25 protein-coding genes and 1 other RNA gene are annotated in these 22,200 nt (G+C 67.4%); 11 read left to right on the top strand and 15 right to left on the bottom strand.

What is annotated here, in order from left to right; genetic code table 11:
• Positions 1–58: 58 nt before the first annotated feature.
• The 3 genes from QP552_RS17085 to QP552_RS17075 all read left to right on the top strand — a co-directional run bounded on the left by QP552_RS17085 (position 59) and on the right by QP552_RS17075 (position 2,890).
• Complete coding sequence (locus QP552_RS17085) at positions 59–622, top strand: adenylate kinase (RefSeq protein WP_014038375.1); 564 nt, start codon at positions 59–61, stop codon at positions 620–622.
• A 328-nt stretch (positions 623–950) separates the two neighbouring features.
• Positions 951–2,315 (top strand): UDP-N-acetylmuramate:L-alanyl-gamma-D-glutamyl-meso-diaminopimelate ligase, encoded by a 1,365-nt coding sequence (gene mpl, locus QP552_RS17080; RefSeq protein ID WP_111112891.1) that lies wholly within the window; start codon positions 951–953, stop codon positions 2,313–2,315.
• Positions 2,312–2,890 carry an LON peptidase substrate-binding domain-containing protein gene (locus tag QP552_RS17075; protein ID WP_106550702.1) on the top strand — a complete coding sequence of 193 codons (579 nt, stop codon included), beginning with the start codon at positions 2,312–2,314 and terminating at the stop codon, positions 2,888–2,890. The genes mpl and QP552_RS17075 overlap by 4 nt, the downstream gene beginning before the upstream one ends.
• 192 nt (positions 2,891–3,082) lie before the next feature.
• Here QP552_RS17075 and QP552_RS17070 read toward each other — a convergent pair whose 3' ends face one another.
• Complete coding sequence (locus tag QP552_RS17070) at positions 3,083–5,077, bottom strand: bifunctional DedA family/phosphatase PAP2 family protein (RefSeq protein ID WP_106550703.1); 1,995 nt, start codon at positions 5,075–5,077, stop codon at positions 3,083–3,085.
• Between the two features lie 85 nt (positions 5,078–5,162).
• Between QP552_RS17070 and QP552_RS17065 the strand changes: the two genes are divergently transcribed.
• Together QP552_RS17065 and QP552_RS17060 are read left to right on the top strand one after the other, a co-directional pair.
• Positions 5,163–5,825: a serine/threonine-protein kinase gene (locus tag QP552_RS17065; protein ID WP_286074136.1), complete on the top strand. Its 663-nt coding sequence runs from the start codon at positions 5,163–5,165 to the stop codon at positions 5,823–5,825.
• On the top strand, positions 5,822–6,328 hold the full coding sequence (locus QP552_RS17060) for a DUF2867 domain-containing protein (protein ID WP_111112888.1): 507 nt from the start codon (positions 5,822–5,824) through the stop codon (positions 6,326–6,328). Before QP552_RS17065 ends, QP552_RS17060 begins: the two co-directional genes overlap by 4 nt.
• A 100-nt stretch (positions 6,329–6,428) precedes the next feature.
• On the opposite strand, the gene QP552_RS17055 is transcribed toward QP552_RS17060, so the two are convergent.
• The gene (locus tag QP552_RS17055) at positions 6,429–7,112 is read right to left on the bottom strand and encodes a hypothetical protein (protein ID WP_005414380.1); all 684 of its coding nucleotides are present in this window, start codon (positions 7,110–7,112) and stop codon (positions 6,429–6,431) included.
• A 108-nt stretch (positions 7,113–7,220) separates the two neighbouring features.
• On the opposite strand from QP552_RS17055, the gene QP552_RS17050 reads away from it, so the two are divergent.
• The gene (locus tag QP552_RS17050; RefSeq protein ID WP_286074135.1) at positions 7,221–8,039 is read left to right on the top strand and encodes an NAD(P)-dependent oxidoreductase; all 819 of its coding nucleotides are present in this window, start codon (positions 7,221–7,223) and stop codon (positions 8,037–8,039) included.
• A 90-nt stretch (positions 8,040–8,129) separates the two neighbouring features.
• On the opposite strand, the gene QP552_RS17045 is transcribed toward QP552_RS17050, so the two are convergent.
• The gene (locus tag QP552_RS17045) at positions 8,130–9,002 is read right to left on the bottom strand and encodes an ion transporter (protein WP_111112886.1); all 873 of its coding nucleotides are present in this window, start codon (positions 9,000–9,002) and stop codon (positions 8,130–8,132) included.
• 63 nt (positions 9,003–9,065) lie between these two features.
• Between QP552_RS17045 and QP552_RS17040 the strand changes: the two genes are divergently transcribed.
• Positions 9,066–10,292 (top strand): acetylornithine transaminase, encoded by a 1,227-nt coding sequence (locus QP552_RS17040; RefSeq protein ID WP_286074134.1) that lies wholly within the window; start codon positions 9,066–9,068, stop codon positions 10,290–10,292.
• 88 nt (positions 10,293–10,380) lie between these two features.
• Here QP552_RS17040 and QP552_RS17035 read toward each other — a convergent pair whose 3' ends face one another.
• The gene (locus QP552_RS17035) at positions 10,381–10,983 is read right to left on the bottom strand and encodes an HAD-IA family hydrolase (RefSeq protein ID WP_286074133.1); all 603 of its coding nucleotides are present in this window, start codon (positions 10,981–10,983) and stop codon (positions 10,381–10,383) included.
• 122 nt (positions 10,984–11,105) lie between these two features.
• Between QP552_RS17035 and azu the strand changes: the two genes are divergently transcribed.
• Positions 11,106–11,555 (top strand): azurin, encoded by a 450-nt coding sequence (azu, locus tag QP552_RS17030; protein ID WP_033834481.1) that lies wholly within the window; start codon positions 11,106–11,108, stop codon positions 11,553–11,555.
• A gap of 153 nt (positions 11,556–11,708) precedes the next feature.
• On the opposite strand, the gene hemL is transcribed toward azu, so the two are convergent.
• Both hemL and thiE read right to left on the bottom strand, forming a co-directional pair.
• Complete coding sequence (hemL, locus tag QP552_RS17025; RefSeq protein WP_286074132.1) at positions 11,709–12,998, bottom strand: glutamate-1-semialdehyde 2,1-aminomutase; 1,290 nt, start codon at positions 12,996–12,998, stop codon at positions 11,709–11,711.
• Positions 12,999–13,014: 16 nt separating this feature from the next.
• Positions 13,015–13,641, bottom strand: a complete 627-nt coding sequence (thiE, locus tag QP552_RS17020) for a thiamine phosphate synthase (RefSeq protein ID WP_286074131.1) — start codon at positions 13,639–13,641, stop codon at positions 13,015–13,017.
• 34 nt (positions 13,642–13,675) lie between these two features.
• Here thiE and QP552_RS17015 point away from each other — a divergent pair, with 34 nt between their 5' ends.
• Entirely contained in the window at positions 13,676–13,900 is a 225-nt protein-coding gene (locus QP552_RS17015; protein WP_111112882.1) for a rubredoxin, read from the top strand.
• 70 nt (positions 13,901–13,970) lie between these two features.
• Here the strand turns inward: QP552_RS17015 and QP552_RS17010 are convergent, their stop codons facing one another.
• The 8 genes from QP552_RS17010 to QP552_RS16975 form a co-directional block, all read right to left on the bottom strand.
• A complete protein-coding gene (locus QP552_RS17010; protein WP_005410904.1) occupies positions 13,971–14,816 on the bottom strand; it encodes a SirB1 family protein in 846 nt (281 codons plus the stop codon).
• 283 nt (positions 14,817–15,099) lie between these two features.
• A complete protein-coding gene (locus QP552_RS17005) occupies positions 15,100–15,543 on the bottom strand; it encodes a DUF192 domain-containing protein (protein WP_106551404.1) in 444 nt (147 codons plus the stop codon).
• Between the two features lie 21 nt (positions 15,544–15,564).
• Entirely contained in the window at positions 15,565–16,212 is a 648-nt protein-coding gene (gene rpiA, locus QP552_RS17000) for a ribose-5-phosphate isomerase RpiA (protein ID WP_006389802.1), read from the bottom strand.
• 23 nt (positions 16,213–16,235) lie between these two features.
• Positions 16,236–16,715, bottom strand: a complete 480-nt coding sequence (locus tag QP552_RS16995; RefSeq protein WP_106551405.1) for an EVE domain-containing protein — start codon at positions 16,713–16,715, stop codon at positions 16,236–16,238.
• Positions 16,712–17,305: a 5-formyltetrahydrofolate cyclo-ligase gene (locus QP552_RS16990; RefSeq protein WP_286074130.1), complete on the bottom strand. Its 594-nt coding sequence runs from the start codon at positions 17,303–17,305 to the stop codon at positions 16,712–16,714. The genes QP552_RS16995 and QP552_RS16990 overlap by 4 nt, the downstream gene beginning before the upstream one ends.
• A gap of 83 nt (positions 17,306–17,388) precedes the next feature.
• Positions 17,389–17,574, bottom strand: a non-coding RNA gene (gene ssrS, locus QP552_RS16985) — 6S RNA.
• 143 nt (positions 17,575–17,717) lie between these two features.
• Positions 17,718–18,014: a cell division protein ZapA gene (locus QP552_RS16980; RefSeq protein ID WP_286074129.1), complete on the bottom strand. Its 297-nt coding sequence runs from the start codon at positions 18,012–18,014 to the stop codon at positions 17,718–17,720.
• On the bottom strand, positions 18,011–18,232 hold the full coding sequence (locus QP552_RS16975) for a TIGR02449 family protein (protein WP_005410898.1): 222 nt from the start codon (positions 18,230–18,232) through the stop codon (positions 18,011–18,013). Before QP552_RS16975 ends, QP552_RS16980 begins: the two co-directional genes overlap by 4 nt.
• A gap of 154 nt (positions 18,233–18,386) precedes the next feature.
• Here QP552_RS16975 and QP552_RS16970 point away from each other — a divergent pair, with 154 nt between their 5' ends.
• Positions 18,387–18,935: a UPF0149 family protein gene (locus tag QP552_RS16970; RefSeq protein WP_106551407.1), complete on the top strand. Its 549-nt coding sequence runs from the start codon at positions 18,387–18,389 to the stop codon at positions 18,933–18,935.
• Positions 18,936–18,940: 5 nt separating this feature from the next.
• Positions 18,941–20,263 (top strand): aminopeptidase P N-terminal domain-containing protein, encoded by a 1,323-nt coding sequence (locus tag QP552_RS16965; RefSeq protein ID WP_111112910.1) that lies wholly within the window; start codon positions 18,941–18,943, stop codon positions 20,261–20,263.
• 563 nt (positions 20,264–20,826) lie between these two features.
• Here the strand turns inward: QP552_RS16965 and pepQ are convergent.
• Positions 20,827–22,158 (bottom strand): Xaa-Pro dipeptidase, encoded by a 1,332-nt coding sequence (pepQ, locus tag QP552_RS16960; RefSeq protein WP_286074128.1) that lies wholly within the window; start codon positions 22,156–22,158, stop codon positions 20,827–20,829.
• Between the last annotated feature and the right edge of the window lie 42 nt (positions 22,159–22,200).

Below are 22,200 nucleotides of genomic sequence, written 5' to 3'. Positions count from 1 at the left end.
ATACCGGTCCGTCCGGGACGCGAACCTTCTTTGTTTTCAACACGTTGGAGTCAGGTCAATGCGATTGGTTCTGTTGGGACCGCCCGGTTCGGGCAAGGGGACACAGGCGACGCGCCTGAAGGAAAAGCTGGGGATCGCCCACATTTCGACCGGTGACATGCTGCGCGCGGAAATCGCCGCGGGCACGGAGCTGGGCAAGCAGGCCAAGACAGTGATGGATGCCGGCAACCTGGTGTCGGATGACATCCTGCTGGGCATGCTGGAGTCGCGCCTGACCCAGGCCGATGTCGCCAAGGGCTTCATCCTCGATGGCTATCCGCGCAATGTGGCCCAGGCCAATGCGATGGACGGCCTGCTGGCCAAGATCGGCCAGCCGCTGGATGCCGTGGTGCAGCTGGACGTGGCCACCGAGCTGCTGGTCGACCGTATTGCCGGTCGCGCCAAGGAACAGGGTCGTGCCGACGACAATCCGGAAGCGGTGCGCCAGCGCCTGCAGGTCTACAACGACCAGACCGCCCCGGTGGTCGACTTCTATGCCGGCCGTGGCACCCTGGCCCGCGTCGACGGCGTCGGCGAACTGGACGAGATCGAAGCCCGCATCCTGGCGGCGATCAAGGCCTGATCCGGCGGGGCTGGGCTGCTGCCGGCCCTTCGGGCGAAAAAAACACAGGCCTGGTCCGCGAGGATCAGGCCTGTGTCGTTTCATAGGCGCCAGCAGAGGGCTTGCTCAGGGCCCCGCAGCATGAGCTCCCTTGGGGATGGCCTCTTGGGGAGTAGGACCGGTTCGGGTACTGCGGCTGGCAGTTCGAATTGTGTCCGGGTTCACAGAACATCGCTATCGGGAATTCCCTGACAGAAGATTGGAGTTTTCTCACATCCCGTGTAGGACTTGTCTTACCCGGGGGCGGACATTGGCCCTATACAGCCGTCATCGGTCACAATCCCCGGTCATGAGCAGCGTACATATCCTTGCAATCGCCGGCACCTTCATGGGCGGCGTGGCCGCCCTGGCGCGGGAACTCGGCCATACGGTCAGTGGCAGCGACCAGGCCATCTATCCGCCGATGTCGACCCAGCTGGAACAGCTGGGCATCACCCTGGACCAGGGCTATCGCGCCGACAGCGTGCCGGCCGGAACCGATGACGTGGTGATCGGCAACGCACTCTCGCGCGGCAATGCGGCGGTGGAGGCTGTGCTCGACGCCGGCCAGCGCTACATTTCGGGTGCGCAGTGGCTGTCCGAACAGGTACTGCCGGGCCGCGACACCCTGGCCGTGGCCGGTACCCATGGCAAGACCACCACCACCACCATCCTCACCTGGCTGCTGGAAAGCGCCGGACGTTCGCCGGGCTTCCTGATCGGCGGCGTGGCCGAGGATTTCGGCGTTTCCGCGCGCGTGGGCCAGGGCCGCGAATTCGTGGTCGAAGCCGATGAGTACGACACCGCCTTCTTCGACAAGCGCAGCAAGTTCGTGCACTACCGGCCGCTGGTGGCGATCCTCAACAACCTTGAATACGACCACGCCGACATCTTTCCCGATGTGGCGGCGATCCAGCGCCAGTTCCACCATCTGGTGCGCACCGTGCCGGCGCGTGGCCGCCTGATCGTCAACGGTGAGGACCAGCACCTGGCCGAGGTGCTGGCGATGGGCTGCTGGACCCCGGTCGAGCGCTTCGGCTTCGACCCGTCGCTGGAATGGCATGCCGAGCTGCTGGCTGCCGATGGCAGCGCGTTCCGCGTGCACCATCGCGGGCAGGCGCTGGGTGATGTGCAGTGGTCGCTGCTGGGCCGGCACAACGTGCTCAACGGCCTGGCCGCGCTGGCCGCCGCGCATGCCGTGGGCGTGGCACCAGCCGAGGTGATTCCGGCGCTGGCGCGCTTCCGCAGCGTCAAGCGCCGCATGGAAGTGATCGGCAGCCATGACGGCATCACCGTGTACGACGATTTCGCCCATCACCCGACCGCGATCGCCACCACGCTGGAAGGCCTGCGTGCCAAGGTCGGCGATGCGCGCATCGTGGTTGCGATGGAGCCGCGCAGCAATTCGATGCGGCTGGGCGCACATGCGCAGGCGCTGGCGCCCTCGCTGGCACTGGCCGATGAAGTGGTGTTCCTGCACCGCCCGGAACTGGCCTGGGATGCCGCCGCTGTGATCGCCGCGGTGCGTGGTGAAGCGCACGCGGTGCCGGATACCGACGCGCTGCTGGCGCAGCTGCAGGACAGCGCGCGCAGCGGCGACCACGTGGTGTTCATGTCCAATGGTGGCTTCGACGGCGCACCGCGCCGCTTCCTTGCCGCGCTGCAGGCCCGATGAGCAGCGACACGTCACTGCCGCTGTTTCCGCTGCACACCACGCTGGTACCGGGTGCAGCGGTGGGCCTGCGCGTGTTCGAGCGGCGCTACCTTGATCTGGTGCGCGACAGCGGCCGTAGTGGCGAAGGCTTCGGTGTCTGCCTGATCCTCGACGGCCAGGAAGTGGGAGCCCCGGCAACACCGGCGGCCTATGGCGTGCAGGTGCGCATCGAAGACTTCGATGTCGGCGCCGACGGCGTGCTGCAGTTGCGCCTGCGCGGCACCCGCCGTTTCCATGTCGAGCGCACCCGCGTGCGCGACAACGGGCTGGTGGTGGCCGATGTGCGCTGGTGCGAGGAAGACCCCGATGACGAACTGCGGCCGCAGCATGCACTGCTGGCCACGGTGCTGGGGCACATCATCGAGCAGGCCGGTGAGGCCTATGCGCCGGCCAATCCCGCGTTGCTGGACCAGGCCAGCTGGGTCGGCTGGCGGCTGGCCGAGCTGCTGCCGCTGAGCGAGCAGCAGCGGTTGCAGCTGCTGCAGCTGGATGACCCGCACCAGCGGTTGCAGCAGTTGCTGGGGTGGATGCCGTAGAAGCCTGCCTCGGGTGGGTGTGCACCTTGGTGCACACGCTGGGGCATGCGGTGAATGCCATCCACGCATGGCGTGGATCTACCTCCGCCGGGCATGGCCCGGGGCTACCACCCGGGATTTCATTTCCGCCGGGCATGGCCCGGGGCTACCCGTCCGTGTTCCGGTAGCGCCGGGCCATGCCCGGCGGCTCCATCACGGCGTGGTCTTCAACCGCAGCACCGGCAAGCCGGTTTCGCTGTGCACGTCCTCGCGCTGCGGCAGGTCCTGCACGGCGTCCTTCACAGCATTCAATGCCGGGTCGACGCCACGCAGCGGGTGCCACATGCCGATCCACTCGAAGTGGCGTTCGTAACGCAGGGTCTGCGCGCTGCCCAGCCACAGCGGCGTGTTGCCCGGCTGCAGCTGGGCCGGTGCTGGCCACAGCCGCAGTACATAGCGCTCATCCGGCTTCGCGCCCTGGCGCACCATCAGCAGGGCTTCCACGCGGGTTTCCAGCGTCGCCGGCAGCACCGGCAGTTCATCGGCGCCGGTGTTCTTGTCCAGCATCAGCAGCGCCTGCTGCCAGCCGGCCTGTTCCTGCCGCTTCCAGCCACGTGCTTCCAGCTGCGCCTGCAGGGGTGCCAATGGGCCGGCCACCTGCACGTCCAGCGGCCAGCGCTGATCGTCGTCGAATTCGTTGCGGCGTGCGGGCAACTGCGCCCAGTCGTGCTGCCACCAGGCCTGCATGTCCATCGCCTGCGGTGCCGGCAGGGTCGGTTCGAAGCGTTCCAGCTTCACCGGAATGTGGCGCGGCGCGTACCACATCGCTGCCACGGCGAAGACGCCGTAGAACAGCCAGGCGACCGGCTTTACCCAGAACGAGCGGTTGAAGCGGCGGCGATAGGCGATGCCCAGCACCAGCAGCCAGAACGTGCCGAACAGCATGCCGCCGATCACGTCGCTCAGCCAATGCGCGCCCAGGTACAGGCGCGAGAAGCCGATCAGGCTGACCACGATGCCCGAGACCAGGTACGGCCAGACGCGGGTGCGGCCGGGCATCTCGCGTGCGATCAGCACCGCGAAGAAGCCGAAGGTGATGGTGGCCATGGTCACCGACACCGACGGGAAGCCGAAGCCACTGCTGGCATCGACCGGGCGCACCACATCCACGGTGGCGCCCAGCAGCATGGTCAGTGCCAGGCCGAAGGCGAGGGCGGCCAGCCAGTGCGCGGCCGCCATCCAGCGCCGGCGCCAGATCAAATAGCCCATCGCCGCAGCGGTGGCGGGCAGCAGTACCTGCCACGCCCCCAGCGACGCCAGCGCAGCCATCGGGTAGTCGGCCAGTGGATTACGCAGCGCCAGCATGGCCTGGTGCACCAGCAGGTCGATGGCCAGCGGCTCGCCGTGTGCGACCACCACGGTCAGCAGCGCGAACCAGCCCCAGCCCAGCAGGAGCAGCATCAACGCCAGCATCGCCAGCGGCACCGATTCGCGGCGCTTCGGGTCCAGCACGCCCACGGTGTAGCGGCCCAGCGTCGGGTGGCGGTTGGACCAGTCCAGCAAGCGTGCCAGCCAGTTGTCCATGCGTGCGGCCGACCAGCGGTAGCCGTACAGCACGATGGCCCAGACCAGGCCGAGGATCACCGCCAGCAGGCCGACCACCACCACCAGCCGCCCGGCCACGGCAGCCACCGCGTCATACGCTTCGCCGAGAATCCAGCCCGGGGCCAGGAACAGCACTGCCCAGGAAATGCTGGCGATGCCGCTGGCCTGCACGTAGCGGCTGGCGGGCATCTTCATCATGCCGGCGATGGCCGGCACGAACGGGCGGATCGCGCCAACGTAGCGCGCCACCAGGATGCTCTTGAATGCATTGCGGCGGAACAGGTTCTCGCCACGGTCGAGCAGCTGCGGATAGCGGCTGAACGGCCACACGCCACGCAGCCGGTCGCCCCAGCGGCGGCCGATCCAGTAGCTGATGCCGTCGCCGGCAAACGCGCCCAATGCCGCAGCCGCCACCGCGTACGGCCCGGAGATCTGGCCCAGGCCAATGAACACGCCCACCGCGAACAGCAATGGCAGGGCCGGCACAATGGCGCCGAGAATGATCACCGCATCGCAGAAGGCGATGAGGAAGATAACGGCGCCCGCCAGCACGGGGTGAGCGGCAATCCACGCGAGCGTGGCGTCGATCCATGAAGAGTCCATTGCCCGATTATAGGGGCGTGAAGGTGACTGGTTCCCAGCCGCTTCGTGACCGTTTGCAACCGGCGCCATCGCCTAGAATGGGGTCATGCCGCATACGCCAGACGCTCCCCACCATGCTTTGAAGGCCGACAGCTTCGGCCGGATCCTTCTCGTGAAAGGGCCCGAAGGCCGGTTCGTACGCCGCGATCTGGGCGCCACGCCGCTGTGGCTGCGGTTGCCTGCGTGGTGGCTTGCACGTCGCGAGGCACGCGCGCTGCGCCATATCCATGGCATGGCCGATGTGCCGCAGCTGCTGGCCTGGGATGGCCGCCACCTCGACCGCAGCTTCATGGCCGGCGATGCCATGTACCAGCGTCCGCCGCGCGGCGACCTGGCCTGGTTCCGTTCCGCACGGCGCCTGCTGCAGCAGCTGCACCGCCGTGGCGTGGCCCACAACGATCTGGCCAAGGAGGCCAACTGGCTGGTCACCGAGGATGGCCGCCCGGCGCTGATCGACTTCCAGCTGGCAGTGATCGGCAACCCGCGCTCGCGCTGGATGCGTCTGCTGGCCCGTGAGGACCTGCGCCACCTGCTCAAGCACAAGCGCATGTACTGCCGTGAATCGCTCACTCCGGTGGAAAAGCGCGTGCTCAAGCGTACCTCGTGGGTGCGCGAGCTGTGGTTCGCCACCGGCAAGCCGGTCTACCGCTTCATCACCCGCCGCATCCTGCACTGGGAAGACAACGAGGGGCAGGGACCGAAGCCGTGAGTGCATCGCAGGTGATGAGCGCCCCGCCGAGCGCGGGCAGCGTGCTGCGCACTCAGCTGCCCGGTGCGGATTTCGTGCACGCCTGCCAGGCCACCACCCGGCGCGACGGGCGTACTGCACTGCAGGCCTACCGCGACATGGCGGCGACGATACCCGGCTGGTTCGATGGCTTGATGGCACTGCGCAACCACGGCATGCGCCTGCTGGGCATGAAGCATCTGGGGTCGTTGCGGGCGGTGCAGGGCACTGTCGATCCGGCGCCCGGCCAGCGGCTGGGCATCTTCACCCTGCAGTCGCTGGATGACGATGCCATCGTGCTGGAAGACGATGATCGCCACCTGCGCGTACAGCTGGCCCTGCAATGGCAGGGTGACGTGCTGGAAGTGGCGACGGTGGTGCATACGCACAACGCGTTTGGGCGCCTCTACATGCTGCCGGTCGCGCCCGTGCACAGGTTGATCGTGCCGCATCTGCTGCAGAAACAGGTGCAGGCCTACCGGTGACGCGCCACTGCGTCCGCCGGGCATGGCCCGGCGCTACCTGGACGGCACGTTTCGCATCGGTAGCGCCGGGCCATGCCCGGCGACACGCGGCGTTTCCGGGTTACGGCGTCGCCGGCACCACCTGCTGGCCGATGAAGTTGCGCTTGGCATCGAAGTCATAGGCGATCTGCAGCTGGCCCACGTCCGGGCAGGCGTGGCAGTCGCGCAGCGGTGTGCGGTACAGCAGGCGGATGCCGCCGCCCTCCAGCGGTGTCGCTCCGGCCGACTGCGCAGGCGCGAACGGCGTGGCCTGCGGGTTGGCCTTCAGCAGTTCCTGCACGGCCGGGTCGGCACGCAGCGTGTCGTCCAGCTGCACGGCATCCACATCGATGCGCTTGCCGCTGGCGTCGACCAGGCGGGTACCTTCGTTGGTGTTGGCCCGGAAGGGATACTCGACCGTGGCAATGCCCAGCCCCTCGTTCTCATGCCACGCGGTGACATACGCCAGTTCCCCGGCGCTGGACAGTTGCTCGGCGGCGGTGATCGCCTCGGCGCTCGCTCCCCCCGCTCGCATCGCATCGCGCAGGCAATCCCGGGTGGCCGCATTCTCGCCCTGGCGGCATGCGTTCAGATCGCCGTCCCAGACCACGGCCTCGCTCCAGCGCATCTTTCCGTCGGCGGCGGCCTTCTCCGCGCTGGGCGCGTCACCGGCGGGCGGCTCCTTGCCGGGTTCCGGCGAACGGCCCTGGCAGGCAGTCAGCAGGGCAAGCCCCAAGGCAGGCAGCAACAGGCGGGAACGGCGCATGGCGTGAACCTCGTGCGTTGGCTGGAGGCCCGAGTATCGTCAAGACCGGGTGAACTCCGCGTCGGCGCGGCATACTAGCGGCTCATTGCATACGCTGGAGTGTGGAACGTGGGCAGTCTGCAGGGCAAAACGCTTTTCATCACCGGTGCCTCGCGTGGCATCGGCCTGGCCATCGCACTGCGCGCTGCGCGCGACGGTGCCAATGTGGCCATCGCGGCCAAGTCGTCGGTGCCGAATCCGAAGCTGCCGGGCACCATCCACACCGCCGCCGAAGCGGTGACGGCGGCAGGCGGGCAGGGCCTGGCGCTGAAGTGCGACATCCGCGAGGAAGAGCAGGTGCAGGCGGCCGTCGCGGCCACGGTCGATACCTTCGGTGGCATCGACATCCTGATCAACAACGCCAGCGCGATCTGGCTGCGCGGCACGCTGGATACGCCGATGAAGCGCTTCGACCTGATGCAGCAGGTCAATGCGCGCGGCAGTTTCCTGTGCGCGCAGGCCTGCCTGCCGTACCTGCTGCAGGCGCCGAATCCGCACATCCTCACGTTGGCGCCACCGCCGAGCCTGGAGCCGAAATGGTGGGCACCGCACACCGGCTACACGCTGGCAAAGATGGGCATGAGCTTCGTCACCCTGGGCCTGGCTGCGGAGTTCGGTCTGCAGGGCGTGGCGGTGAACGCGCTGTGGCCGCGCACGGTGATCGCCACCGATGCGATCAACATGATTCCGGGCGTGGATGCGGCCGGTTGCCGTACGCCACAGATCATGGCCGACGCCGCGCATGCGGTGCTGGTGCGCGAAGCGGCCGGTTTCCATGGCCAGTTCCTGATCGATGATGAAGTGCTGGCGCAGGCCGGCGTCACCGATCTTTCGGGCTACGCGGTGGACCCGTCGCGGCCGTTGCTGCCGGATCTGTTCCTGGATTGAGGCGCGGGCATCCACGCATGGTGTGGATCTGCCGCATGCATCCACGCGTGACCGCCCACGGGTAGCGCCGGGCCATGCCCGGCGAACCCCTCAATGGTTGAACGCATCCGGCAGTTCACCGCCGCACTTGCGGCAGTGCCGTGCATCCGGCTCGTGGCCTTCCAGCCCGCAGTGCGGGCAGCCACGCGCATCACGGCGCGCGGCCAGCTCGGCTTCGCGCATGGTGCTGGCCAGTTCGGCGGTGTAGATGCCGGTGGGCACGGCGATGATGCTGTAGCCGATCAGGATCAGCACCGAGGTGACGAAGCGGCCAAGCACGGTCTGCGGCACGATGTCGCCGAAGCCGACCGTGGCCATGGTCACCACCGCCCAGTACATGCTGGCCGGGATGTTGCTGAAACCATGTTCAGGGCCTTCGATCACGTACATCAGTGCGCCGGCGATGATGGTGATGGTGATCACCGTGAACAGGAACACCAGCACCTTGCGCCGGCTGCGCCACAGCGACGTCATCAATACGCCGCTTTCCTCGATGTAGCGGGTCAGCTTGAGGATGCGGAACACGCGCAGGATGCGCAGCGCGCGCACCACCAGCAGGCTCTGCGCGCCGGGGATGAACATCGACAGGTAGGCGGGCAGGATCGACAGCAGGTCGATGATGCCCCAGATGCTCACCGCGTAACGCAGCGGGCGCTTTACCACCGCCAGCCGCAGCAGGTATTCGGCGGTGAAGATGATGGTGAAGGCCCATTCCAGGATGTACAGGCCGGTGGACCATTCGGCATGCAGGTGCTGCACGCTGTCGATCATCACCACCAGGATGCTGGCGACGATCGCCACCACCAGGATCAGGTCGAAATTGCGCGAGGGCCGCGAGTCATGGCGGTAGATGATGTCGAACCACCGACGGCGCCAGCCGGTTTCGGTGGCGGGGTTCAGCTGGGGGGCGGAAAACGGTCGCATGGGCGCATTGTGCCGCAGGGGTTCCGGCGCGAGAATGGGGATTCCTGAACCCTGCCGACTGCCATGACCGCCGCTACCGATCCGCTGATCTCCCTTTCGCACTATTACCTGCCGGTCTACAAGCCCCGCCAGGTGGTACTGGAGCGAGGCCAGGGCGCCCGCGTGTGGGACAGCCAGGGCCGTGAGTTCATCGACCTGGCCGCTGGCATCGCCGTGTGCGGCCTGGGCCACAACGATCCGGACCTGGTGGCCGCGCTGGTCGAGCAGGCCGGCAAGCTGTGGCACACCAGCAACGTGTTCTACAGCGCGCCGCCGCTGCACCTGGCCGAGGAGCTGGTGAAGGCCAGCCGCTTCGCCGAGCGCGTGTTCCTGTGCAACTCCGGCGCCGAAGCCAACGAAGTGGCGATCAAGATGGTCCGCAAGTGGGCCTCCAGCCAGGGCCGCCCGGCCGACAAGCGGGTGATCATCACCTTCCGCGGCAGCTTCCACGGCCGCACCATGGGCGCGGTGACCGCCACCGCCCAGCCGAAGTACCAGGAAGGCTACGAGCCGCTGCCCGGTGGCTTCCGCTACATCGATTTCAACGATGAAGTGCAGCTGGAAACCGCGATGGCCGCCGGCGATGTGGCTGCAGTGATGCTGGAGCCGATCCAGGGCGAGGGCGGCGTGATGCCGGCCAAGTCCGGTTTCCTCAAGCGCGTGCGCGAGCTGTGCGACCAGCACAACGCGCTGCTGGTGCTGGATGAGATCCAGGCCGGCATGGGCCGCACCGGCACTCTGTTTGCGCACTGGCAGGACGACGTGGTGCCGGACATGGTCACCCTGGCCAAGGCACTCGGCGGTGGCTTCCCGATCGGCGCGATGCTGGCCGGCCCGAAGGTAGCCGAGACCATGCAGTTCGGCGCGCACGGCACCACCTTCGGTGGCAACCCGCTGGCTGCTGCGGTCGCCCGCGTGGCACTGCGCAAGCTGGCCTCGGCGGAGATCGCCGCCAATGTCAGCCGCCAGTCGAAGGCGCTGCGCGACGGCTTTGCGCGCATCAATGAAGAATTCGGCGTGTTCAGCGACGTGCGTGGCCGTGGCCTGATGCTGGGCGCAGTGCTGAGCAAGGACTTTGCCGGCCAGGCTGGCGCGATCCTCGACCACGCCGCCGAGCAGGGCCTGCTGACCCTGCAGGCCGGCCCGGACGTGCTGCGCTTCGTGCCGTCGCTGAACATCACCGACGAAGAAGTGGCCGAAGGCCTCAAGCGCCTGCGCGCGGCGATTGCTGCGTTCGTCGCGGCGCGCTGAAACCCTGGCGCTGGGGTCGGATCCCTCTCCTGCGGAGAGGGCTCTGACCCCGTTGCCGAGCCGAGCATGGGCTCGGCTCTACGGTGCTTCACGCAATCCGATAGCGCTTCAGCACCTTGCCCAATCCACGGCCATCGCGCACGGTTTCCGCATGCAGGCCGGCGGCGCGTGCACCGCGTACGTTGGCGAACAGGTCATCAACGAACAGCGTGTGCGCAGGCGCTGCATCGAGCATCTGCAGCGTGCGCAGGAACACCTCCGGCGCCGGTTTGCGCAGGCCGAAATCGGCGCTGCAGAACACGCGCCCCAGCAGGGCAGGGAACAGCTCCGGCAGCAGGGAAGGCAACGCCTGCTTCATCAACGCGCCATTGTTGGTCAGCACCGCCATCGGCAGCTGCAGGGCCTGCAGCCGTTGCAATACTGCTGGCTGCGGATGGCTGGCGGCTTGCCGCGCTGCTGTCCAGGTGTCCACGTCGACGGTCCTGTGCAGAAGCTCTCCCAATCGCGCCAGATAGGCCGGGGCATCCAGCGCGCCATTGTCATGCGCGGCTTCCAGGCCGCTGTCGTACAGCGCAGCCTGCACGGCCTGCGTCGGAACCCCCAGCGCCTGCGCCAGGTGCAGTACACGCTGCGTGCGCTGGTACTGCACCAGCACGCCATCCACATCCAGCAGCAACAGATCGATCCGCATTGGCCGAGCATGCCATCGTGGCCGATGTGCGGAAACCCTGGAGTGCGCGTGCGACAGACGGTCGCAGACACGGCTGCAGGCGCCTGCCTAGAATGGCGCTTGAACCTGCAGGAGACGCAACGATGAAGGCTTGGATGGTGGCAGTAGGACTGGGGGCGCTGATGCTGGCGCCGTCGGCGATGGCGCGGGTGTGTGCGGTGAGCATCGACAGCACCGACCAGATGAGCTTCAGCAGCCGCGAGATCAAGGTCGCCGCCGACTGCACCGCCGTGGACCTGACCCTGCGCCACACCGGCAAGCTGGCCGCCACTGCCATGGGCCACAACTGGGTACTGACCCGCACCGCCGATTACCAGCCGGTGGCGATGGCCGGCATGCGCATGACCCTGGCCGACAGCTACCTGCCGAAGGCCGACAAGCGCGTGCTGGCGCACACCAAGGTGATCGGTGGCGGTGAGACCACGCGCGTGCGTTTCTCCACCCAGGGCCTGCAGAAGGGCGGTGACTACACCTTCTTCTGCTCGTTCCCCGGCCACTTCGCGATGATGAAGGGCAAGTTCGTCTTCGGTTGATGCAGCCACGCATGGCGTGGCTCTACCGGTAGATCCACGCCATGCGTGGATGAGAAAAGGGGACGGAGGGGATCAAGTCGTTTGTGCACAAACGACTTGATCCCCTCCGTCCCCTTTTTGTGCCAACCAAGGTTGGCACCTACCAGGGGTGTCTCAGCCCTTGGCGGCCTTGAACGCCACGCGTGCAGCGGCGAGGGTCGCCTCGATCACCGCATCGTCGTGCGCGCTGGACAGGAAGCCCGCCTCGTACGCCGACGGTGCCAGGAACACGCCCTGGTCCAGCATGGCGTGGAAGAAGCGGTTGAATGCCGGGATGTCGCAGGCGGTAGCCTGCGCATAGGTTTCCACCTTCTCACGGGTGAAGAACAGGCCGAACATCGCGCCCACGCGGGTGGTGGTCACCGCCACGCCTGCCTCGGTGGCGGCCGCTTCCAGGCCGGCGCACAGGCGCGCGGTGCGTTCGGCCAGGTCGACGTGGAAGCCCGGCTGCTGGATCAGCTCCAGCATCGCCAGGCCGGCGGCCATCGCCACCGGATTGCCGCTCAGCGTGCCGGCCTGGTAGATCGGGCCGGCCGGGGCGATCTGCTGCATCAGCTCGCGGCGACCGCCATAGGCGCCCACCGGCATGCCGCCGCCGATGATCTTGCCGAAGGTGGTCAGGTCGGGGGTGATGCCGTAGTGCGCCTGCGCACCGCCGAGGGCGACGCGGAATCCGGTCATCACTTCGTCGAAGATCAGCAGCGCGCCATGCTTCGTGCACAGTTCGCGCAGGTGCTGCAGGTAGCCGTCGCGCGGCGGGATGCAGTTGGCGTTGCCGACCACCGGTTCGATGATCAGGCCGGCGATGTCGTCACCCTGCTGTTCGAACAGCGCGGTGGCAGCCTCGAAGTCGTTGTAGGGCAGGGTCAGGGTCAGCTCGCTCAGCCCGGCCGGCACGCCTGGCGAGGTCGGTACGCCCAGGGTCAGCATGCCGCTGCCGGCCTTGACCAGGAACGAATCGCCATGGCCGTGGTAGCAGCCTTCGAACTTGACGATGCGGTTGCGCCCGGTGGCACCGCGCGCCAGGCGGATCGCGGACAGCGTGGCTTCGGTGCCGGAGTTGACCATGCGTACCATCTCGCACGACGGCACCAGGCGGGTGATGGTTTCGGCCATGGTCACTTCGGCCGAGCACGGCGCGCCGAACGACAGGCCGTTGTCGATCGCCTTCTTCACCGCCTGGCGCACGGCCGGGTGGTTGTGGCCGACGATCATCGGGCCCCAGGAACCGACGTAATCGATGTAGCGGTTGCCGTCGACGTCGTACAGGTAGGCGCCGTCGGCGCGCTCGACGAAGAACGGCTCGCCGCCGACCGACTTGAACGCACGTACCGGCGAATTGACGCCGCCCGGCAGCAGCTGCTGGGCACGGGAGAACAGGGCGTGGGACTGGTCGTGGTTCATGGGGCTTTCCTGGGCATTACGCGAACTGGGCGAGGTAGGCGCGCTGGGTCGCGACCGGGTCCGGTGCGGCATAGATACCGCTGACCACGGCCACCAGATCGGCGCCGGCGTCGATGATGGGACCGACATTGTCCGGCGTCAGGCCGCCGATCGCCACCCGCGGCACGCCCAGTGCGGCGCTTTGCCGCAGCAGGTCGGTGTGGGCGCGGCTGCTGGTGACCTTGGTGGTGGTCGGGAAGAAGGCGCCGAAGGCCACGTAGCTGGCGCCGGCCGCCACGGCCTTCTCGGCATTGGCCAGCTGGTCGTAGCAGGAGGCGCCGATGATGGCGTCAGGGCCGAGCAGAGCGCGCGCGCTGGGAATGTCGCCGTCGGTGCCGCCCAGGTGCACGCCGGCCGCGCCCACGGCCTGGGCCAGCACCGGGTCGTCGTTGATGATCAGCGGTACACCGTAGTGTGCGCACAGCGCCTGCAGCGCGATCGCCTGCTCCTGCCGCAGCGCGTCGCTGGCGGTCTTGTTGCGGTGCTGCAGCCAGGTGGCGCCGGCAGCCAGCAGCGGTGCGGTACGGGCCAGCAGGCGTGCGGTATCGGGCTCGTCCGGGGTGATCAGGTAGACGCCGCGGGGCGCCGGGGAAGCAGAAGTCATCGATGGCTACCGGTGCGTGGGCCGCGATGGGACAATGGCGGCCCGTGAATCCAGCCCCGATTATCCGATGAGCGACGCCACCCCCACCACCCTGCGAACCTGGATGTGCGTGGTCTGCGGCTTTCTTTACAGCGAAACGGAAGGCTTGCCGGAAGAGGGCATCGCGCCCGGGACGCGTTGGGAGGACATTCCCGAGACCTGGACCTGCCCGGACTGCGGGGTGACCAAGGCCGATTTCGAGATGGTCGAGGTCGATTGATCGCAAGGGTCGCCGGGCATGGCCCGGCGCTACCGGTGGGTGCGGACCGTTGGTCCACACACCGGCTCCTTCAATGCAGCCGCGGCACCGGTCCACCCAGGTCGATCAGCTTTTCGCGCAGCCACTGCGCATCGCTGGCCTCGGGATTGCGCTTCAGGTACTGCCCCAGGTCATGGCGGGCACCGGCCAGGTACTCCAGCTGCAGGTAGGCCAGGCCGCGGTCGCGCAGCGCGTCGTCCTGCTCCGGGGCCAGCTTCAGCAGGCGGTCGGCACTGCGCGCGGCACGGTCCCATTCGCCGGCTTCGGCGTAGACACCATGCAGGTTGCGCAGCATGCGCATGAGGATGGCGCGCGCCGGCGCCGGGTCGAGGATCTGCGCCAGCACCTGGTCGTCGGGCATCTGCCCGCCCAGGTGTGATTTGGCCCGCTCGCGCAGCTCGTCCACGTCCAGTGGCCGGCCGCCGTTGAACGGGTCCATCACCAGCACGCCGTCGTCCACCGGCAGGCGCACCAGGAAGTGGCCGGGGAAGGACACGCCATCCAGCGGGATGCCCAGCCGGCGCGCGACTTCCATCTGCACAAGCGCCAACGAGATCGGGTTGCCCAGGCGCCGCTCGAACACCTGGTTGAGGTAGCTGTTGCGCGGGTCGTAATACTCGTCGTGGTCCCCGCTGTAGCCCAGCTCGTCGAACAGGTGGCGGTTGATCGCCGCCATCTTCAAGGGGCTGTTGTCGATGCTCTCCACTTCCGAGCGCAGGTGGTCGACATGGCTCTGGATCAGCGCGTCGTAGGTGGACGGCTGCAGATCGGGGTATTCATCGCGCGCGATCAGCAGCGCGGTCGGCAACAAGGGCAGCGCCTCGTCTTCGAGGTCGGCCAGTGCATCCCAGTCGGGGAGTGTGATCCGGTCCTGCATGACCACAGACTGGCGGCAATTGCAGGCGGTTTCAAGCGGTGTCGCGTGAATTCCTCATGTCATCGTTGCCCCATCCACGCATGGCGTGGATCTACCGCGGAAACTGACAGGGGGGTGGTGTGGGCTTGCAGGACCGCAGGCGCCATGGATGGCGCCTACGAGCCCCCAGGGATGGGTTTACGGCGTGTCCTGCAAGCCCACACCGCCCCGCCATCCTCGGTCGCCCAGCTTTTGCCTTTGATGTTGATTCGGCGGGTGCCGGGCGCAGCCCGGCAGAACCCCGTTACTCGATGCCCGGGCCAAAGGTCAGCGCGGTGCCGTCCTTCAGCTTGAGCTTCTCGGCCTGGCCCGCATTGAGCTCCAGCACGTACCGGGCCGGACCACCGCTGGGATACGGCGGGCACATGTCGCCGGCCGAGCACGGCGGAACGTCGCGCTGCTGGCTGACCAGCCTGCGCTCGCTGTCGAAGTACAGGATGTCCAGCGCGATCCTGGTGTTCTTCATCCAATACGCCTGCATTTCCTCGCGGTCGTGGATGAACAGCATGCCGTGGTCGGCCGCCATCTGGTCGCGGAACATCAGCCCGCGCGCGCGGGTTTCATCGTTGGTGGCCAGCTCGACCTGGTAGCGGGCGCCATCCAGCTCGACCCAATGGCGGGCCGCGTCGGTGGCACAGCCGGCCAGGGCCAGCAGCGGAAGCATCAGCAGCGAACGCAACAGCGACATCGTCAGGATCCTTCGAAAGGGTCAGAGAACGACCGGCGGCTCGCCACCGACGATCACCACATCGGCGCGGCGGCGTGCGAACAGGCCGACGCAGACCACGCCCGGCAGCTGGTTGAGTTCGCGCTCCAGCTTTTCCGGATCGGTGATCTGCAGGTTGTGGATGTCCAGGATCTGGTTGCCGTTGTCGGTGACCACGCCTTCGCGCCAGGTCGGCTGGCCGCCGGTCATGTCGCGGATCTGGCGGGCGACCAGGCTGCGCGCCATCGGGATCACTTCCACCGGCAGCGGGAACTTGCCCAGCACCGGCACCTGCTTGCTCGGGTCGACGATGCAGATGAAGCGCTCGCTGGCCTCGGCGATGATCTTCTCGCGGGTCAGCGCGGCGCCGCCGCCCTTGATCAGGCACTTGTTGGCGTCGCACTCATCGGCGCCATCCACGTACAGCGACAGGTTGCCGCTGTGGTTCAGCTCGATCACCTCGATGCCGTGCTGCTTCAGTCGCGCGGTGCTCTGCTCGGAGCTGGACACGGCCCCCTTGATGCGGTGCTGGATGCGGGCCAGCGCATCGATGAAATAGGCCACGGTGGAACCGGTGCCGACACCGACGATCATGCCGTCTTCAACGTACTCGATGGCTTTCTCGGCGGCCAGGCGCTTGGCTTCGGACATGGGAAGAACTCTCAGGCAGGGAATCAGGATTTCTTTTCCAGCGACAGCAGCAGCTTCCACTGCGCAGCGGTCACCGGGAACACCGACAGGCGGTTGCCCTTGGCAACCAGCGGGAAGCCTTCGCCGAGCTCATCAGCGTGCAGCTTGATCTCGTCCAGCGCGATCACCTGCTTGAGCTTGCGGTCGAAGCCCACGTCCACCAGCATCCAGCGCGGGTTCTCGCGCGTGCTCTTGGGATCGTGGTAGTCGGACGCCGGGTCGAACTGGGTGTCGTCGGGGTAGGCCGGGCTGGCCACGGTGGCCAGGCCAACGATGCCCGGCACCTTGGTATTGGAGTGGTAGAACAGGATGCCGTCACCCACCTGCATGCCATCGCGCATGAAGTTGCGCGCCTGGTAGTTGCGCACCCCGTTCCAGGGTTCGACCTTGACCTTGGCCAGGTCATCGATGGAGAAGGCGTCCGGTTCGGACTTCATCAGCCAGTAGCGCTTGCGGGCGGTCATGCGTTCACGGGGGCAGCGGAGGGGAACAGGGTGCCGTCTTCGGTGCAGATCGCATCCACCGGCACGTCCCACGACGCCACCGGCAAGGACTCGACCTGCTGCACCGCGAACGCCGCACCGACCAACCAGGGCGGCGCCGGCCGATCATGGCGGAAGGCGAAGCTGCGATCATACCAGCCGCCCCCCATGCCCAGCCGCCGGCACTGCGGGTCGAAGCCCACCAGCGGGGTCACCACCAGCGCCATCTGTGCCGGTTCCAGGGTGTCTTCCAGTGCCACGTCCGGTTCGGGAATGCCATAGCGGTTGCTGGTCAGCGGCTGCCCCGGCCGCCACGGCGCGAAGCGCAGCACCTCACCGGCCAGCACCGGCAGGCAGTAGGTAACACTTTCGGGCAACTGCAGCTGCCAGCGGTGCAGGGCGATTTCGCCATCCAGCGCCCAGTAGCCGGCCACGGCGCCTTCGCGCGGGGCGAACGGCAGCGCCAGCAGGGCATCGGCAAGGGATTCGGCGGCGGCGATGCGCGTAGCGGCGGAAAGGTCGCGGCGGCGTTGCCGCAGGTCGTGGCGCAGGGCCTGGCGCGGGTCGGTCATGGCAGCGTGCGGCAAGGAACAGCCGTCATTGTGCCGCAAAGAACAAGGGCGACGCCCGAAGACGCCGCCCTTGCTGGAATATTGCATTCTCCGCAATGTCGATGCATGCGAAACGACCTTGAACCCGGGGGCTCAAGTGGGAACGCTGGAGAACCATCGGGCTTCCCGCTACAAGGCGGACCTGCACTCCCGGCGCTGTCGCGCTCCCGGTGTCGTTCTTAAGGGACAAGGCGAATGTTTGCACATGCCGTCGAGTACCGCAGAGAACGCGTGGCCATTATAGCCAGCGCGCAGATTCTGGATAGGCCGTTCGTCGGCAACAGTCCGTGCCAATTCAGAAAAGGGGACGGAGGGGATTAGGACGTTTCCAGCACGGAAGGGGCGAATGCGCCTTGATCCCCTCCGTCCCCTTTTACGGGGTGCCGTCGATCACGCGGTCCAGGCGCCGGTTCAGGTCGGCCAGCGTCTGCTGCAGGGCCACGGCCTGGCGGGCGTTTTCGTCGCGCAGCAGCTGCAGTTCGTGGGCCAGGTTCAGCGCGGCCAGTACGGCAACGCGATCAACCGCGGCCATGCGGTTGCTGCCGCGGATCTCGCGCATGCGCGCATCCAGCAGGCGCGCGGCGGCCATCAGGCTGTCGCGTTCGTCACCACCGACGCCCACGGTGTATTCACGATCGAGGATGCGGACACTGACCGGTTCGGCGCTCATGTGTGCTGCTCCAGGGATTTGAGGCGGCTGATCATCGCTTCCACCCGCGAACGCGCCTGTTCGTTCTTGGCCAGCAGCGTCGAGCGCTCGGCCACCAGCTGTTCCTGCTGGTGGCGCAGGCTGCGGTTCTCCTCGGCCAGGCGCTGGTTGCGTTCAAGCAACGCTTCCACGCGGGCGGCGAAGTCCTGCAGCTGGGCAAGGGGATCGGCGGGTTCCATGCGGGCACGATAGGCAAGCCGGGTAAGGGCGGTCAAGCGTTGTCGCAGCAAGGCTGGACAGCTGCGGAGAGGATGCCGTCGGGTTGCTACACTACCGGGTCTCACGGGCGCGCGCGTGCGCGTCCCGGGTTTCCTTATCCGAACGAGCCGCACGATGACCGAACTTCCCTCCGTCGACGACGTTACCCGCGCCAGCCACGAACTGGGCCTGGGCGCCACCGCTGCCGAGCTGCATGGCGCACTGTGCGGCTGGCTGGCCGCTGGCGGCGCCGCCGGCAACGACTGGCCGGCGCGCGTGCTGGCCGACGACAACCTGCCGCCTGTGGCCGCTGGCAGCGTGCTGGAGCAGCTGCTGCAGGTCACCATCAAGCAGCTGGAAGACCGCGACTTCGCCTTCGAACTGCTGCTGACCGACACCGACGACGTGTCCGCGCAGGCCGATGCCATGTTCAGCTGGACCCGCTCGTTCCTGGGCGGCTTCGGCCTGGGCAGCGGCGGCCGCCGCCCGACCCTGTCCGAGGAAGGCGAAGAAGCGCTGACCGACATGGCCAGCCTGGCCCGCGCCTCCAGTGAGGATTTCGAGGCCGGTGGCGATGATGATGACGAAGCCCTGTCGGAGATCGAGGAATTCATCCGCGTGGCGGTGCTGCTGCTGCACGGCGACGTGGTGCTGGCCTCACGCCATCGGCAGCGCCTGAACTGATGGATATCAAGCAGCGCACCGGCATCGCGGCCGGCGAATACAAGCGTCGCCGCCGCCAGCTGATGGACATGGCCGGCGAGGACGCGATCCTGGTGCTGCCGGCCGCGGCCGAGAAGGTGCGCAGCCTCGATACCCATTATCCGTTCCGCCAGGATTCGGACTTCCAGTACCTGAGCGGCTTCCCGGAGCCGGAAGCGGTGCTGGTATTGATCCCGGGCCGCCGCCACGGCGAGGCCATCCTGTTCTGCCGCGAGCGTGATGCCGAGCGCGAGGCCTGGGACGGCAGTCGAGCCGGCCAGGAAGGCGCGGTATCGCAGTACGGCATGGATGACGCCTACCCGATCGACGACCTGGACGACATCCTGCCCGGCCTGCTGGAGGGGCGCTCGCGCGTCTACTACCACTTCGGCCGCGATGCCGACTTCGACCTGAAGCTGATCGGCTGGGTCAACCGCGTGCGTTCGCAGGTGCGCCATGGTGCCCAGCCACCGCATGAGTTCCTCGAACTGGGCCACCTGCTGCATGAGCAGCGCCTGTTCAAGTCGGGCGCGGAAGTCGCGTTGATGCACCACGCCGCGCAGATCAGCGTGCGTGCGCATCTGGCTGCGATGCAGGCGGCCAAGGCGGGTATCCACGAATACGAACTGCAGGCCGAGCTGGAGCGCGTGTTCCGCGCCAACGATGCCGTGCCGGCGTACTGCAGCATCGTCGGCGCCGGCCGCAACGGCTGCATCCTGCATTACCGCGACAACAACGCGCGTTCGCGCGATGGTGAGCTGGTGCTGATCGATGCCGGTGCCGAGTACCGCGGCTATGCCAGCGACATCACCCGCACCTTCCCGGTGAATGGCCGCTTCAGTGCCGAGCAGCGCGCGCTGCACGATCTGGTGGGCGAGGCGCAGGCCGCGGCGCTGGCGCAGGCCAAGCCGGGCGTGCCGTACGAGGCCGGCCACCTCGCCGCAGTGCAGACCCTGACCGAGGGCCTGCTGCGGCTGGGCCTGCTGAAGGGCACGTTGGAAAAGAACCTGTCCGAAGGCCTGTACCAGCGCTTCTACCGGCACAAGACCGGGCACTGGATCGGCATGGACGTGCACGACGTGGGCGATTACCGCCTGGCGGGCGACTCGCGCCTGCTGGAGCCGGGCATGGCGTTCACCATCGAGCCGGGGCTGTATGTCGGCGTGGATGACACGACGGTGGAACCGCGCTGGCGCGGCATCGGTATCCGGACCGAGGATGATGTGCTGATCACCGATGACGGCCATCGCGTGCTGACCGAAGGCCTGGCGCGCAGTGCCGACGAGATTGAAGCGGTGATGGCGGGGTAGGGGGGGGCGGCAGGGCTTGCAGCCCTGCACCTGCTCAATGCAACGGCAACGGCAAAAGCCAAAGCCGGAGCGGCATTCCATGGGATGGCGGGGCGGTGTGGGTGGTCAGGACACGCCGTAAACCCATCCATGGGGGCTCGATGGCGCCATCCATGGCGCCAACGGTCCTGCCCACCCACACCGCCCCACCTCTGACAGATTCCTGCGGCTGTTGGTGGGTGCCGACCGTTGGTCGGCACATCTGTCAGACATAGAATGAATCATCCACGCATGGCGTGGATCTACTGGCAATTGCGGCTGTTGGCACGCGCGGCTGTTGGTGGGTGTCGACCTTGGTCGACACAGAGCGAGCGCAGCGAGCGACCCGCTTTTGCTCTTATTTTTCTTTGCCGTGGTTGGACGCGCACGGAAACTGTCAAAGGTGGGGCGGGTAGGCCATGCAGGGGCGTTGGCGCCATGGATGGCGCCATCGAGCTTACAGGGACGTACTTGTAGCGTCCCCTGCATGGCCTACCCGCCCCGCCAAGCGCGGCTTTTGCTCCAAGCGCCCAACCACGAGGGGCTCAGCCGTTCGCCGCCGCAAACTCCGGCCGCGTCAGGTTGTCAGCCTCGCCCTCAGTGCACAGCACTTCGTCTTCGATGCGGATGCCGCCGTACGGGCGGAAGAAGTCCACGCGCTCCCAGTTGATCGCGTCGCCATGGCCGGCGTCCTTCACCTCGTTCAACAGCATGTCGATGAAGTACAGGCCCGGTTCGATGGTCACCACCATGCCCGGCTCCAGCACGCGGGTCAGGCGCAGGTAGGGATGACCGGCCGGGCGCTCGATGCGGCCACCTTCGTCGCTGGCGGCGAAGCCGGCCACGTCATGCACCTGCAGGCCGATCAGGTGACCGATGCCGTGCGGGAAGAACGCGGCACTGACGCCGGTTTCCAGCGCAGTCTGCGGCGAGACCTTGATCACGCCGAAGTCCTTCAGCACGCCCATCAGCGAAAGATGTGCATCCACATGCAGCTGCTTGTAGTCGAAGCCCGGGCGCACTGCTGCGCACATCTGCTGCTGGGCGGCGTCGACGGCGGCGATCATCGCGGCGAATTCGTCGTGGCCGTGCGCAGCGTACGTGCGGGTGATGTCACTGGCATAGCCGTGCGCGCTGGCGCCGGCGTCGATCAGGAAGCTGCGCAGCGGCTGCGGTGCCTTGCGGCCCAGCTCGGTGTAGTGCAGCACCGCAGCGTGCTCGTTCAGGGCCACGATGTTGCCGTAGGGCAGTTCATTGGCATCCTGGCCGACGGCCTGGCAATAGGCCATGTGGATGCTGAATTCGTCGGCGCCATTGCGGAAAGCGGCTTCGGCGGCACGGTGGCCGCGCACGCCCAGCACCTGCGCCTGGCGCATCAGCGCGATCTCATACGGCGTCTTGCTGCCGCGGTGCCATTCCAGGTAGTTCACCACCGGCGCCGGGTTGTTCGGCACGAAGGCACCCAGCGCGCTCTGCGGCTCGCCCAGGATCGCGCAGCGCGCCGGATCGGCCGGCAGCAGGGCCAGCGCCTCTTCGGGCGTGCGGATGATGTGGATATCGAAGTGCTCCACCCACCAGCCGCTGGGCGCGTCCGGCACCACGTGCCAGTAGTCGAAGGGCTGGTGGAAGATCACCGCCGGGCACTTGCCCGGGGTGAACACGATCCAGCTGTTGGGCACGCGGGTGAGCGGCAGCCACGCCTTGAACTGAGGATTTACCGCGTAGGGGTAGTCGCGATCGTCGAACACCTGGTAATGCAGGGTGCCGCTGGGCACCACCAAGTGGTCGAAGCCGCCGCGGGCCAGCGCCTGTTCGGCGCGTCGGCACAGCACGGCCAGGTGGTCGGAATACAGGGCGCCGGGGTCTTGCTGGATCATTGCGGTGGCTCGACACGGAAAACGGCCCTAGATTCTGCCGCA

It is taken from the genome of Stenotrophomonas sp. 59 (genome assembly GCF_030291095.1).
GTDB lineage: Bacteria > Pseudomonadota > Gammaproteobacteria > Xanthomonadales > Xanthomonadaceae > Stenotrophomonas > Stenotrophomonas maltophilia_Q.
Note: the sequence above shows the minus strand (reverse complement) of the source record. Positions and strands in the feature narration are given on the sequence as shown.

Bases quoted from the DNA above. Each gene is read 5' to 3' on its own strand.
- pepQ (WP_286074128.1), bottom strand. From the start codon at position 22,158: ATGATCCAGCAAGACCCCGGCGCCCTGTATTCCGACCACCTGGCCGTG.
- QP552_RS17065 (WP_286074136.1), top strand. From the start codon at position 5,163: ATGCCGCATACGCCAGACGCTCCCCACCATGCTTTGAAGGCCGACAGC.
- QP552_RS17005 (WP_106551404.1), bottom strand. From the start codon at position 15,543: ATGTCGCTGTTGCGTTCGCTGCTGATGCTTCCGCTGCTGGCCCTGGCC.
- QP552_RS17010 (WP_005410904.1), bottom strand. From the start codon at position 14,816: ATGCAGGACCGGATCACACTCCCCGACTGGGATGCACTGGCCGACCTC.
- QP552_RS17045 (WP_111112886.1), bottom strand. From the start codon at position 9,002: ATGCGACCGTTTTCCGCCCCCCAGCTGAACCCCGCCACCGAAACCGGC.
- QP552_RS17075 (WP_106550702.1), top strand. From the start codon at position 2,312: ATGAGCAGCGACACGTCACTGCCGCTGTTTCCGCTGCACACCACGCTG.
- thiE (WP_286074131.1), bottom strand. From the start codon at position 13,641: ATGACTTCTGCTTCCCCGGCGCCCCGCGGCGTCTACCTGATCACCCCG.
- QP552_RS17035 (WP_286074133.1), bottom strand. From the start codon at position 10,983: ATGCGGATCGATCTGTTGCTGCTGGATGTGGATGGCGTGCTGGTGCAG.
- QP552_RS17055 (WP_005414380.1), bottom strand. From the start codon at position 7,112: ATGCGCCGTTCCCGCCTGTTGCTGCCTGCCTTGGGGCTTGCCCTGCTG.
- QP552_RS17040 (WP_286074134.1), top strand. From the start codon at position 9,066: ATGACCGCCGCTACCGATCCGCTGATCTCCCTTTCGCACTATTACCTG.
- QP552_RS17085 (WP_014038375.1), top strand. From the start codon at position 59: ATGCGATTGGTTCTGTTGGGACCGCCCGGTTCGGGCAAGGGGACACAG.
- QP552_RS17015 (WP_111112882.1), top strand. From the start codon at position 13,676: ATGGCGGCCCGTGAATCCAGCCCCGATTATCCGATGAGCGACGCCACC.
- QP552_RS17070 (WP_106550703.1), bottom strand. From the start codon at position 5,077: ATGGACTCTTCATGGATCGACGCCACGCTCGCGTGGATTGCCGCTCAC.
- mpl (WP_111112891.1), top strand. From the start codon at position 951: ATGAGCAGCGTACATATCCTTGCAATCGCCGGCACCTTCATGGGCGGC.
- hemL (WP_286074132.1), bottom strand. From the start codon at position 12,998: ATGAACCACGACCAGTCCCACGCCCTGTTCTCCCGTGCCCAGCAGCTG.
- rpiA (WP_006389802.1), bottom strand. From the start codon at position 16,212: ATGTCCGAAGCCAAGCGCCTGGCCGCCGAGAAAGCCATCGAGTACGTT.
- QP552_RS16970 (WP_106551407.1), top strand. From the start codon at position 18,387: ATGACCGAACTTCCCTCCGTCGACGACGTTACCCGCGCCAGCCACGAA.
- QP552_RS16975 (WP_005410898.1), bottom strand. From the start codon at position 18,232: ATGGAACCCGCCGATCCCCTTGCCCAGCTGCAGGACTTCGCCGCCCGC.
- QP552_RS16980 (WP_286074129.1), bottom strand. From the start codon at position 18,014: ATGAGCGCCGAACCGGTCAGTGTCCGCATCCTCGATCGTGAATACACC.
- azu (WP_033834481.1), top strand. From the start codon at position 11,106: ATGAAGGCTTGGATGGTGGCAGTAGGACTGGGGGCGCTGATGCTGGCG.
- QP552_RS16995 (WP_106551405.1), bottom strand. From the start codon at position 16,715: ATGACCGCCCGCAAGCGCTACTGGCTGATGAAGTCCGAACCGGACGCC.
- QP552_RS16990 (WP_286074130.1), bottom strand. From the start codon at position 17,305: ATGACCGACCCGCGCCAGGCCCTGCGCCACGACCTGCGGCAACGCCGC.